This is a genomic window from Streptomyces sp. NPDC058662 (assembly GCF_042716255.1).
Lineage (GTDB): Bacteria > Actinomycetota > Actinomycetes > Streptomycetales > Streptomycetaceae > Streptomyces.
This window is the reverse complement of record NZ_JBHXRU010000037.1, coordinates 11,664-23,723: the sequence shown is the minus strand read 5'-3', so window position 1 is coordinate 23,723 and position 12,060 is coordinate 11,664. Positions and strand designations below refer to the sequence as shown.

At 72.6% G+C, this 12,060-nt stretch carries 13 protein-coding genes; 11 read left to right on the top strand and 2 right to left on the bottom strand.

What is annotated here, in order from left to right:
• Positions 1–44 precede the first annotated feature (44 nt).
• Together ACFWUQ_RS15845 and ACFWUQ_RS15840 are read right to left on the bottom strand one after the other, a co-directional pair.
• Positions 45–845, bottom strand: coding sequence for a DUF3097 domain-containing protein (locus ACFWUQ_RS15845; RefSeq protein ID WP_384538141.1), 801 nt, complete (start codon positions 843–845; stop codon positions 45–47).
• Between the two features lie 28 nt (positions 846–873).
• Entirely contained in the window at positions 874–1,599 is a 726-nt protein-coding gene (locus ACFWUQ_RS15840; RefSeq protein WP_384538139.1) for an MBL fold metallo-hydrolase, read from the bottom strand.
• A gap of 137 nt (positions 1,600–1,736) precedes the next feature.
• On the opposite strand from ACFWUQ_RS15840, the gene hrcA reads away from it, so the two are divergent.
• From hrcA to ACFWUQ_RS15785, 11 genes are all read left to right on the top strand, one after another.
• Entirely contained in the window at positions 1,737–2,753 is a 1,017-nt protein-coding gene (gene hrcA, locus ACFWUQ_RS15835) for a heat-inducible transcriptional repressor HrcA (protein WP_384538138.1), read from the top strand.
• Positions 2,754–3,890 carry a molecular chaperone DnaJ gene (gene dnaJ / locus ACFWUQ_RS15830; protein ID WP_384538136.1) on the top strand — a complete coding sequence of 379 codons (1,137 nt, stop codon included), beginning with the start codon at positions 2,754–2,756 and terminating at the stop codon, positions 3,888–3,890.
• Between the two features lie 145 nt (positions 3,891–4,035).
• Positions 4,036–5,127 (top strand): nitronate monooxygenase, encoded by a 1,092-nt coding sequence (locus tag ACFWUQ_RS15825; protein WP_384538134.1) that lies wholly within the window; start codon positions 4,036–4,038, stop codon positions 5,125–5,127.
• Positions 5,124–5,867, top strand: coding sequence for a 16S rRNA (uracil(1498)-N(3))-methyltransferase (locus ACFWUQ_RS15820; protein ID WP_384538133.1), 744 nt, complete (start codon positions 5,124–5,126; stop codon positions 5,865–5,867). The genes ACFWUQ_RS15825 and ACFWUQ_RS15820 overlap by 4 nt, the downstream gene beginning before the upstream one ends.
• A gap of 127 nt (positions 5,868–5,994) precedes the next feature.
• The gene (locus ACFWUQ_RS15815; RefSeq protein ID WP_384538131.1) at positions 5,995–6,354 is read left to right on the top strand and encodes a histidine triad nucleotide-binding protein; all 360 of its coding nucleotides are present in this window, start codon (positions 5,995–5,997) and stop codon (positions 6,352–6,354) included.
• 2 nt (positions 6,355–6,356) lie between these two features.
• Positions 6,357–7,262: a ribonuclease Z gene (locus ACFWUQ_RS15810; protein WP_384538129.1), complete on the top strand. Its 906-nt coding sequence runs from the start codon at positions 6,357–6,359 to the stop codon at positions 7,260–7,262.
• A gap of 223 nt (positions 7,263–7,485) precedes the next feature.
• The gene (locus ACFWUQ_RS15805) at positions 7,486–8,583 is read left to right on the top strand and encodes a carbohydrate kinase family protein (protein ID WP_384538127.1); all 1,098 of its coding nucleotides are present in this window, start codon (positions 7,486–7,488) and stop codon (positions 8,581–8,583) included.
• Between the two features lie 174 nt (positions 8,584–8,757).
• The gene (locus tag ACFWUQ_RS15800) at positions 8,758–9,822 is read left to right on the top strand and encodes a PhoH family protein (protein WP_384538125.1); all 1,065 of its coding nucleotides are present in this window, start codon (positions 8,758–8,760) and stop codon (positions 9,820–9,822) included.
• Positions 9,823–9,835: 13 nt separating this feature from the next.
• Positions 9,836–10,333 carry an rRNA maturation RNase YbeY gene (gene ybeY / locus ACFWUQ_RS15795; protein WP_384538123.1) on the top strand — a complete coding sequence of 166 codons (498 nt, stop codon included), beginning with the start codon at positions 9,836–9,838 and terminating at the stop codon, positions 10,331–10,333.
• Positions 10,330–11,634, top strand: a complete 1,305-nt coding sequence (locus ACFWUQ_RS15790; RefSeq protein WP_384538121.1) for a hemolysin family protein — start codon at positions 10,330–10,332, stop codon at positions 11,632–11,634. Before ybeY ends, ACFWUQ_RS15790 begins: the two co-directional genes overlap by 4 nt.
• A complete protein-coding gene (locus ACFWUQ_RS15785) occupies positions 11,631–11,993 on the top strand; it encodes an MmcQ/YjbR family DNA-binding protein (RefSeq protein WP_384538119.1) in 363 nt (120 codons plus the stop codon). The genes ACFWUQ_RS15790 and ACFWUQ_RS15785 overlap by 4 nt, the downstream gene beginning before the upstream one ends.
• Positions 11,994–12,060 lie beyond the last annotated feature (67 nt).

Sequence of the window (12,060 nt, the reverse complement as noted above, 5' to 3'; positions counted from 1 at the left end):
CGCCCCGGGCCTCCGGCGCGGGAGCCCGTCGGGCGGGACCGGGGTCAGGGCGCCGTCACGTGGTCGATGAGGTGCTCCACCGCGCCCAGCAGGGTCGGCTCCAGGTCCCTGTACGAGGCCACGCGCGACAGGATGTGCTGCCAGGCGGCCCCCGTGTTCTCCGGCCAGCCCAGGGCCCGGCAGACGCCCGTCTTCCAGTCCTGCCCGCGCGGGACCACCGGCCACGCGGCGATGCCGAGCGCGGACGGTTTCACCGCCTGCCAGACGTCCACGTACGGGTGGCCCACGATCAGGACGTCCGGCGAGGTCACCGACGCCGCGATGCGGGACTCCTTCGAGCCGGGCACCAGGTGGTCCACCAGGACGCCCAAACGGGCGTCCGGGGCGGGTCCGAACTCCGCGACGACGGCGGGGAGGTCGTCGATGCCCTCCAGGTACTCCACGACGACCCCCTCGATCCGCAGGTCGTCGCCCCAGACCCGCTCGACCAGCTCGGCGTCGTGCCGCCCCTCGACGTAGATCCGCCCGGCCCGGGCCACCCGCGCCCTGGCCCCCGGGACGGCGATCGACCCGGACGCGGTGCGGGCCGGGGCCGCCGGCCCCCGGGGCGGGCGGACCAGGGTGACCGCGGCGCCCTCCAGCAGGAACCCCCGCGGCTCCATCGGGAACACCCGCCGCCTGCCGAACCGGTCCTCCAGGGTCACCGTGCCCGCCTCGCAGGCCACCACCGCGCCGCAGAAGTCCGTACCCGCCACCTCGACCACGAGGTCGGGTTCCGCCGGCACCTCCGGCACGGGCTTCGGGCGCTTCCACTGCGGGGTCAGGTCGGGGGAGTACTCGCGCATCCGGCCGACAGTAGGAGAGCGGCCGCCCTCATGCCTCCGACACGCCGAAACGTGCTGCCAGTGTGGCGCGTTGCGCACGGACGAAGTCCGCGTCGACCACCGCTCCGTGACCCGGTACGTACAGCGCGTCGTCGCCGCCGAGCGACAGCAGCCGGTCCAGCGCGGCGGGCCACCGGGCCGGCACCGCGTCCGGGCCGGCCTGCGGCTCGCCGGACTCCTCCACCAGGTCCCCGCAGAAGACCACCTCGCGCTCGCCGGGTACGAAGACCGCCAGGTCGTGCCCGGTGTGCCCGGGCCCCACGTTCGCCAGCAGCACCTGGATCCCGCCCAGCTCCAGCGTCCACTCGCCCGACACCGGATGCCGGGGCCGCACCACCAGCTCGGCGGCCTCCGCCGCCTCGTCCCGCGCGAGCCCGTGCTCCACCGCCGAGCGCCGCAGCCCCTCGCGGTCGGCCGCGAGCACCCCGGCCAGCCCGACCGCCCCGTAGACCTCGGCGCCCGCGAAGGCCGCGCCGCCCAACACGTGGTCGAAATGTCCGTGCGTGAATGCGATATCAGTCACGTGCCGGCCGGTCAGCCGCTCCGCCTCGGCCCGCAGCTGGGCCCCCTCGCGCAGGCACGACCCGGGGTCGACCGCCAGGACGCGGTCGTCCCCCACCACCAGCCCCACCGTGCAGTCCCACACCGGCAGCCGACGCCGGCCGACCCGTCCGGTCAGCCGTTCCCAGCCCGCCTCTTCCCAACGCACGTCCATACGGCGACGCTACCCTGGCGGGCCTCCCTTGCCAGCGGCTTACTGCCCGGCCGTACACTGAGCGGGGGTTCTCTGGCACTCGAACGCTCGGAGTGCCAACGGAGCAGGCAACGGACCACAGCTGGAGGTGTGCGCGAATGCTCAGTGAACGCAGACTCGAAGTGCTGCGCGCCATCGTCCAGGACTACGTCGGGACGGAGGAGCCCGTCGGCTCCAAGGCGCTCACCGAGCGGCACCGCCTCGGCGTCTCACCCGCCACCGTGCGCAACGACATGGCCGTGCTGGAGGAAGAGGGCTACATCGCCCAGCCCCACACCAGCGCGGGCCGGATCCCCACCGACAAGGGCTACCGCCTCTTCGTCGACAGGCTGGCGGGGGTCAAACCGCTGTCGTCGCCGGAGCGCCGGGCGATCCAGAACTTCCTCGACGGAGCCGTCGACCTCGACGACGTGGTCGGCCGCACGGTGCGGCTGCTCGCGCAGCTGACCCGGCAGGTCGCCGTGGTCCAGTACCCGAGCCTGACCCGGTCGACCGTCCGGCACGTGGAGCTGCTCTCGCTGGCTCCCGCGCGCCTGATGCTCGTACTGATCACGGACACGGGCCGGGTCGAGCAGCGGCTGATCGACTGCGCGAGCCCCTTCGGCGAGGCCTCGCTGGCGGACCTGCGGGCCCGGCTCAACAGCCGCGTCGTCGGCCGCCGGTTCACCGACGTGCCGCCGCTCGTGAAGGACCTCCCCGAATCCTTCGAGGCCGAGGACCGCGGCACGGTCTCCACGGTGCTCGCGACCCTCCTCGAAACCCTGGTCGAGGAAGCCGAGGAACGGCTGATGATCGGCGGTACCGCCAATCTCACCCGCTTCGGACACGATTTTCCCCTGACGATCAGGCCGGTGCTGGAGGCGCTGGAGGAGCAGGTCGTGCTCCTCAAGCTGCTCGGTGAGGCCAACGAGTCGGGAATGGCCGTACGGATCGGGCACGAGAACGCCTACGAGGGGCTGAACTCCACGTCGGTCGTCTCGGTCGGTTACGGTTCGGGCGGCGAAGCAGTCGCCAAACTCGGCGTGGTCGGACCGACCCGCATGGACTACCCCGGAACGATGGGAGCGGTACGCGCAGTGGCACGTTACGTCGGACAGATCCTGGCGGAGTCGTAAGTGGCCACGGACTACTACGCCGTTCTCGGCGTGCGCCGCGACGCATCGCAGGACGAGATCAAGAAGGCATTCCGGCGACTCGCCCGCGAGCTGCACCCGGATGTGAACCCCGATCCCAAGACGCAAGAGCGTTTCAAGGAGATCAACGCGGCGTACGAGGTGCTCTCGGACCCGCAGAAGAAGCAGGTCTACGACCTCGGCGGCGACCCGCTGTCCTCGTCGGGCGGCGCCGGCGCGGGCGGCTTCGGGGCGGGTGGCTTCGGCAACTTCTCCGACATCATGGACGCCTTCTTCGGCCAGACCTCGCAGCGCGGGCCGCGCTCGCGGACCCGGCGCGGCCAGGACGCGATGATCCGCCTGGACCTGGAACTGGACGAGGCCGCCTTCGGGACGACCAAGGACATCCAGGTCGACACGGCGGTCGTCTGCACCACCTGCTCCGGCGAAGGCGCCGCCCCCGGCACCTCGGCGCAGACGTGTGACATGTGCCGCGGCCGCGGTGAGGTCTCGCAGGTCACCCGGTCCTTCCTGGGCCAGGTCATGACCTCGCGCCCCTGCCCGCAGTGCCAGGGCTTCGGCACCGTGGTCCCCACCCCGTGCCACGAGTGCGCGGGCGACGGCCGGGTGCGGTCCCGCCGCAGCCTGACGGTCAAGATCCCGGCGGGCGTCGAGAACGGCACCCGCATCCAGCTCGCGGGCGAGGGCGAGGTCGGCCCCGGCGGCGGCCCCGCCGGCGACCTGTACGTGGAGATCCACGAGCTGGCGCACCCGACCTTCCAGCGGCGCGGGGACGACCTGCACTGCACGGTCACCATCCCGATGACGGCGGCGTCCCTGGGCACCAAGTGCCCGCTGGAGACGCTGGACGGCATGGAGGAGATCGACATCCGGCCCGGTACCCAGTCCGGCCAGTCGATCCCGCTGCACGGGCGCGGCGTCACGCACCTGCGCGGCGGCGGGCGCGGCGACCTGATGGTCCACGTCGAGGTCACCACTCCGAGCAAGCTCGACCCGCAGCAGGAGGACCTGCTGCGCCAGCTGGCGAAGCTGCGCGGCGAGGAGCGGCCCACGGGCCAGTTCGCGCCGGGCCAGCAGGGCCTGTTCAGCCGCTTGAAGGACGCCTTCAACGGTCGCTGACGGGGCGGGCCGACCACCGTACGAGCCCGGCCGGGGACGCCCCCGCGCCGGGCTCGGCGCATGTCCGGCAGGGCTCGGTGAAGCGGACTATGCCAGGCGAATGCGATGATTCGGCCCCCCGCACGGGACGTGGCACGATGCGTCCATGTCCTCCTCGCCGAACGGTCTCACCCCTTACCCGATCGTGCAGGCTCCCATGGCGGGCGGCGCCTCGTGCCCGCTGCTCGCCGCCGCCGTGTGCGAGGCGGGCGGGCTGGGATTCCTGGCCGGGGGCTACAAGACCGCCGACGGCATGTACCAGGAGATCAAGCAGGTCCGCGCCCTGACCCGGCGCCCGTTCGGCGTCAACCTGGTCATGCCGCAGACCGGCTGCGTCGACCCGGCCGCGGTGGAGGCCTACCGGGGGCAGCTCGCCGGCGAGGCGAGCTGGTACGGGATCTCCCTGGCCGACGAGGACGTCTACAGCACCTGCGACGACGGCTACGAGGCCAAGCTCGCCATCCTGCTCGAAGACCCGGTCGCGGCCGTGTCCTTCACCTTCGGCTGCCCCGGGGCCTCCGCGCTGGCGGCGCTGCGCAAGGCGGGCACCCGCACCACGGTGACCGTGACCTCCGTCGAGGAGGCCCGTACCGCCCAGCACGCGGGGGCCGACGCCCTCTGCGTGCAGGGCGTGGAGGCGGGAGGCCACCAGGGCACCCACCGCGACGACCCGCAGGCCGACGGCACGGCCGCGGTCGGGCTGCTCGCCCTGGTGGGCCAGGTACGGGAATCCGTGTCGCTCCCGATCATCGCGGCGGGCGGCCTGATGCGCGGCTCGCAGATCGCCGCGGTGCTGGCGGCGGGCGCGGAGGCGGCGCAGCTCGGCACCGCCTTCCTGGCCTGCCCGGAGTCGGGGGCGGACCCCCTGCACAAGAAGTCCCTGACGGACCCGCTGTTCGTCCGGACCGAACTGACCCGGGCCTTCTCGGGGCGACCGGCGCGCGGACTGGTGAACCGGTTCATGCGCGAGCACGGCCCCTATGCCCCTGCCGCCTATCCTCAGGTCCACCACCTGACCTCGGCCCTGCGCAGGGCCGCCGCGGCGGCCGGGGACCCTCAGGGCATGGCCCTGTGGGCCGGACAGGGGCACCGGCTGGCGCGAACGCTGCCGGCCGGTGAGCTGGTGGAAGTCCTCGCGGCCGAACTGGCCGAGGCACAGAGCGCGTTGAAGGCAATGCAGATGAGGAGTGCGTCATGACCGCCCCCGTGTTCGTGGTCGAAGAGGTCCCGCAGGGGCCGGAGTTCGTCCTGGACGGCCCCGAGGGCCGGCACGCGGTGTCCGTGAAGCGGCTGAACCCGGGCGAGGCACTGGTCCTCACGGACGGCCGCGGCGGCTGGGCGGAAGCGGTCGTCAAGGCGGCGGAAGGCAAGGACCGGCTGGTCGTCGCCGTCTCCTCGGCCGGACGGGAACCGGAGCCCGGCGTACGGATCACCGTGGTCCAGGCCCTGCCCAAGGGCGACCGGGGCGAGCTGGCGGTCGAGACGATGACCGAGACCGGCGTGGACGCGATCGTGCCCTGGCAGGCCTCGCGCTGCATCACGCAGTGGCGGGGCGACCGGGGCGCCAAGTCCCTGGCCAAGTGGCGGGCCACGGCCCGCGAGGCGGGCAAGCAGTCCCGCCGGGTCCGCTTCCCGGAGGTGGCCGAGGCCCTGTCCACCAAGCAGGTGGCGGCGCTGCTGGCCGACGCCGACCTGGCGATGGTCCTCCACGAGGACCGCGACACCCCCTCGGACGCGCTGGCCGCGGCCCCGCTGCCGGAGTCGGGCTCCATCGTCCTGGTGGTCGGCCCGGAGGGCGGGGTCTCCCCGGAGGAACTGGCCGTCTTCGCCGCCGCCGGGGCCCGCCCCCACCGCCTGGGCCGCTCCGTGCTGCGCACCTCCACCGCGGGCACGGCCGCCACGGCGGTCCTGCTGGCCCGTACGGGACGGTGGTCCTGACGGGCGGTGCCCGCACGGGCGGTTCCAGTACCCGGCGGCCGTGCGGCCGGGGCCGGGCAGAGGCGTCGCGGCGCGGTCCGGGCTCGGTACGATGCCCGGACCGATCACCGTCACGGGAGGCACCGCAATGGCCGGGGAACCGCAGGCCGACTGCCTGTTCTGCAAGATCGTCACCGGGGAGGTCCCGGCGACCGTGGTCCGCGAGACGGATACGACCGTCGCCTTCCGGGACATCAACCCGCAGGCGCCGACGCACGTCCTGATCATCCCCAAGGTGCACTACCCCGACGCGGCCTCGCTCGCCGAGGCCGAGCCCGCCGTCGCCGCCGACGTGCTGCGGGAGGCCGCGCGGATCGCTCGTGACGAGAAGATCACCGAGCAGGGCTACCGGGTCGTCTTCAACACGGGATCGGGCGCCGGGCAGACCGTCTTCCACACCCACGCGCACGTCCTCGGCGGCCGCGGCCTCCAGTGGCCCCCGGGATAGCCGTGTCCGTACGCGAATTCGTGGTGCTGGGGACCGCCAGCCAGGTGCCCACCCGCCACCGCAACCACAACGGCTACCTGCTCCGCTGGGACGGCGAGGGCATCCTCTTCGACCCGGGCGAGGGCACCCAGCGCCAGATGCTGCGCGCCGGCGTCGCCGCGCACGACATCAACCGGATCTGTGTCACCCACTTCCACGGCGACCACAGCCTCGGCCTCGCCGGGGTGATCCAGCGGATCAACCTCGACCGGGTCCCGCACCCGGTGGCCGCGCACTACCCGGCCTCCGGGCAGAAGTTCTTCGACCGGCTGCGGTACGCCACGGCCTACCGGGAGACGGTCCTGCTCGACGAGGTACCGGTGACCGGGAACGGGACGCTGGCGCAGGGGGCCTCGTACGTCCTGGAGGCGCGGCTGCTCTCGCACCCGGTCGAGTCCTTCGGCTACCGGCTGACCGAGCCGGACGGCCGCCGCATATTGCCGGAACTGCTCGCGCGGCACGGGATCAAGGGGCCCGACGTCGGCCGGCTCCAGCGCGACGGGAGGCTCGGCGAGGTGACGCTGGAGCAGGTCAGCGAGCCCCGACCGGGGCAGCGTTTCGCCTTCGTCATGGACACCCGGCTGTGCCCCGGCGTCGAGGCGCTGGCCGAGGGCTGCGACATGCTGGTGATCGAGTCGACCTTCCTCGACGAGGACGCCGGGCTGGCCGCCGACCACGGGCACCTGACCGCCGGCCAGGCCGCGGGCGTGGCCCGGGACGCGCGGGTCCGGCATCTGGTGCTGACGCACTTCTCGCAGCGGTACCCGGACCCGTCGGAGTTCGAACGCCAGGCGCGCGCCGCGGGCTTCGAGGGCGAGCTCACGGTGGCGGCGGACCTGATGCGGGTGCCGCTGCCGAAGCGGATCTGACGCCGGCGCGCCCCCGCGGGACGGCGCCGGGCATGTCCAGCCGTCCTGCGGCGGGCGGGACCGCCGCCGCGCTGTGTCGAGGGGCCGGAGTCGTGCGGAAGAGCATTCCGGGAGTGATCTGGGACACACTGTGTTTTGGGCCCGTCCGAGCCGGGCAGTGCTCGCGGCTTTCCCGCCGGGAAGCCGCGCGCAGAAACGACCCTTCAAGAACGGGGAGCACACCGTGACCAGTCGGGACGGCCTCGACAGCCGATCAGCAGCAGTGGACCCGCTCGGGCCGGTGCGCGATCCCGAGGAACCGGGCTGCGACGTCTTCCTGACCGGGACCGTCTTCCTTGACATCATCTTCACCGGCCTGGACTCGGCCCCCGTGCGCGGTACGGAGTCCTGGGCGCGCGGCATGGGATCCAGCCCCGGCGGAGTCGCCAACATGGCCACCGCACTGGCCCGGCTCGGCCTGCGCACCTCGCTCGCCGCGGCCTTCGGGGACGACCACTACGGCGAGTACTGCTGGGACGCCCTCGAACAGGGCGAGGGCATCGACCTGTCGATGTCCCGTACGGTCCCGGGCTGGCACAGCCCCGTCACCGTCTCCATGGCGTACGAGGGCGAGCGCACGATGGTCTCGCACGGCCACGAGGCCCCGCCCCCGGCGGGCCCCGGACCGTTCCCGCAGTGCCCGCCGCGGGCCCGGGCCGCCGTCGCCTCGCTGGGCCCGGGCCGGGGCGAGGACTGGGTCGGCGCGGCGGCGCGGCGCGGCTCGCGGGTCTTCGCGGACGTGGGATGGGACGAGAGCGGACGGTGGGACCTGGGAGCCCTGGGCGACCTGGAGCACTGCGAGGCCTTCCTGCCGAACGCGGGCGAGGCCATGCGCTACACCCGGACCGACTGCCCGCTCGCGGCCGCCAGGGCGCTGGCGGAGAAGGTGCCGATCGCGGTGGTGACGATGGGGCCCGAGGGCTCGTACGCCGTCGACGGGCGCACCGGCGAGACGGCCCGGGTCCCGGGGATCACCGTCGACGCGCTGGACCCGACGGGGGCGGGCGACGTGTACGTGGCCGGCTTCGTCACCGGAACCCTGGCGGGCTGGCCGCTGGCCGACCGGCTCGCCTTCGCCGGCCTGACGGCGGCGCTCTCGGTTCAGGAGTTCGGCGGCTCGCTGTCCGCCCCCGGCTGGCCGGAGGTGGCCCACTGGTGGCGGGCCGCCCCGGAGGAGCTGCGCGGCCGCTACGGCTTCCTGGACGACCTCATCCCACGCGGGTCCACCCCCGCCGCGCGCCGCCGCGCGGTGCCGACGATCGGATTCCGGTACCCGGTGTAGGGGCGTGCCGCCGTACAGTGCCCGAGCGCGGCGGGCGAGCGCCGGACACGGGCCCCGCCCCGAGTCGGAAAACCTCTCGGGGATACCCCGGCGGCGACGTACGCTTGAAGTCCGGAGGTCGTCGATCGGCGAGGCCCCTCAGCGGGAGGTATGCGCAGGCCACAGTGCCGGCCCATGACTCAGACACCGACAGCCCACATCCCCGCGCCGGGGCAGGCGCGCGCCCACTTCACCGTACCGGCCACGCACCCGATGGTGACCGTGCTCGGCTCGGGCGACGCCCTGCTGCGCGTGATCGAGAAGGCCTTCCCGAAGGCCGACATCCATGTTCGGGGCAATCAGGTCAGCGCGATCGGCGAAGCGGCGGAAGTCGCGCTGATCCAGCGCCTGTTCGACGAGATGATGCTGGTGCTCCGCACCGGGCAGCCGATGACGGAGGACGCAGTGGAACGCTCGATCGCCATGCTCAAGGCGAGCGGCAACGGCAACGCGAACGGCACCGGGCCGCAGGAGACCCCCGCCGAGGTCCTCACCCAGAACATCCTCTCCAGCCGCGGCCGGACCATCCGCCCCAAGACCCTCAACCAGAAGCGCTACGTCGACGCGATCGACAAGAACACGATCGTCTTCGGCATCGGCCCCGCCGGTACCGGCAAGACCTACCTGGCCATGGCCAAGGCGGTCCAGGCCCTGCTGTCCAAGCAGGTCAGCCGGATCATCCTGACCCGGCCCGCCGTGGAGGCGGGGGAGCGGCTCGGATTCCTCCCGGGCACCCTCTTCGACAAGATCGACCCGTACCTGCGCCCGCTCTACGACGCGCTGCACGACATGCTCGACCCGGATTCGATCCCGCGCCTCATGGCCGCCGGGACCATCGAGGTGGCCCCCCTGGCCTACATGCGCGGGCGCACCCTCAACGAGGCGTTCGTCGTCCTCGACGAGGCGCAGAACACGAGCCCGGAGCAGATGAAGATGTTCCTGACCCGGCTCGGCTTCGACTCGAAGATCGTCATCACCGGCGACGTCACCCAGGTCGACCTGCCGAACGGCACCAAGTCCGGTCTGCGCCAGGTCCAGGACATCCTCGACGGGGTCCCGGACGTCCACTTCTCGCGGCTCACGTCCGAGGATGTCGTCCGGCACAAGCTGGTCGGCCGTATCGTCGACGCGTACGAGAAGTACGACAGCCGGCAGGCACCGGGTACTCCGGGCGGCCGGGGCGGCCCACACGGGAAGTAGAACTCAGCGCACCATGTCGATCGACGTCAACAACGAGTCCGGAACCGAGGTCGACGAGCGGGCGATCCTCGACATCGCCCGCTACGCGCTCGCCCGGATGCGGATCCACCCGCTCTCCGAACTCTCCGTCATCGTCATCGACGAGGCGGCGATGGAGCAGCTCCACATCCAGTGGATGGACCTGCCCGGCCCCACCGACGTCATGTCCTTCCCGATGGACGAGCTCCGTCCGCCGGCGAAGGACGAGGAGGAGCCCCCGCAGGGCCTCCTCGGCGACATCGTGCTCTGCCCCGAGGTCGCGAAGAAGCAGGGCGAGGACGCGCCGACGCAGCACTCCATGGACGAGGAGCTCCAGCTCCTGACCGTCCACGGGGTGCTGCACCTGCTCGGTTACGACCACGAGGAGCCCGACGAGAAGGCCGAGATGTTCGGCCTCCAGGCGGCCATCGTCGACGGCTGGCGCGCCGAACGCGGCATGACCGGCCCGTCACCTGCCCCGACCGTCTCGTGAACGCCGCGCAACTGATCACCGGCGCGGTCCTGCTCGTGGTGGTGGCCTGGTTCGCGGCCTGCGCCGAGTCCGGGATCGCCCGGATCTCGGGCTTCCGCGCCGAGCAGGCGGTGCGGGAGGGCAGGAGGGGAAGCGACAAGCTGCTCCACGTGGCCTCCGACCCCACCCGCTACCTCAACGTGGCGCTGCTCGTGCGGGTCACCTGCGAGATGGCGGCCGGGGTACTCGTCACGTACGTGTGCCTCGACGAGTTCGGTGAGAACTGGACCGCGCTGTTCGTGGCCATCGCCGTGATGGTGCTCGTCTCCTTCGTGGCCGTCGGCGTGTCCCCCCGTACGATCGGCCGCCAGCACCCGCTGAACACCGCGACGGCGGCGGCGTACGTCCTCGTGCCCCTCGCCCGGATCATGGGGCCGATCCCGCAGCTGCTGATCCTCCTCGGCAACGCGCTCACACCCGGGAAGGGCTTCCGTAAGGGGCCGTTCGCCTCCGAGGCGGAGCTGCGCGCGATGGTGGACCTGGCGGAGAAGGAATCGCTGATCGAGGACGACGAGCGCCGGATGGTGCACCAGGTCTTCGAGCTGGGCGACACGCTGGTCCGCGAGGTGATGGTGCCGCGGACCGATCTGATCTGCATCGAGCGGTACAAGACGGTCCGTCAGGCCACCACGCTCGCCCTGCGGTCCGGCTTCTCGCGCATCCCCGTGACCGGGGAGAACGAGGACGACATCGTCGGGATCGTGTACCTGAAGGACCTGGTCCGCAAGACCCACATCAGCCGGGACGCGGAGTCCGACCTCGTGTCGACGGCGATGCGGTCGGCCGTCTTCGTGCCCGACACCAAGAACGCGGGCGATCTGCTGCGGGAGATGCAGCAGGTGCGCAACCACGTGGCCGTCGTCATCGACGAGTACGGCGGCACGGCGGGCATCGTCACCATCGAGGACATCCTGGAGGAGATCGTCGGCGAGATCACCGACGAGTACGACCGGGAGATCCCGCCGGTGGAGGAGCTGGGCGGCGACCGCTACCGGGTGACGGCCCGCCTCGACATCACGGACCTGGGCGAGCTGTTCAAGGTCGAGGCCTTCGACGACGAGGATGTCGAGACCGTCGGCGGACTGCTGGCCAAGGCGCTGGGCCGGGTCCCGATCGCGGGCGCCTCGGCGACGGTGGACCTGCCCGACGGGCGGCCCCTGCGGCTGACGGCCGAATCCCCCGCAGGGCGGCGGAACAAGATCGTGACGGTGCTGGTGGAGCCGGTGGCCGTGGCGGAGGCGGCCGCCGAGGGGAACGCGTGACCCCGGCGGAACTGCGGGACCTGTGCCTGGACTTCAACGCGGCGGTGGAGGAGTTCCCCTTCACGCCGGAGATCTCGGTGTTCAAAGTGCTGGGCAAGGTGTTCGCGCTGACCGCCCTGGACGCGGAGCCGTTGAAGGTCAACCTCAAGTGCGATCCGGAGCAGGCGGTGCGGTTGCGGGCCGAGCACGAGGCGGTCGTCCCGGGCTACCACATGAACAAACGGCACTGGAACACCGTGACCGCCGGCGGCCCGGGCGCCCTGCCGGACGCGCTGGTGCGGGAGCTGGTGGAGGACTCGTACGACCTGGTCGTGGCGGGTCTGCCGAAGGCGGAGCGGCTGCGGCTCGACCGGGCGTGACGCGGCGGCGGCGCCCAGTGCGCCGGAGGGAGTCCCGGCGGGGTCGTCGCACGGCCCCGCCGAGGTG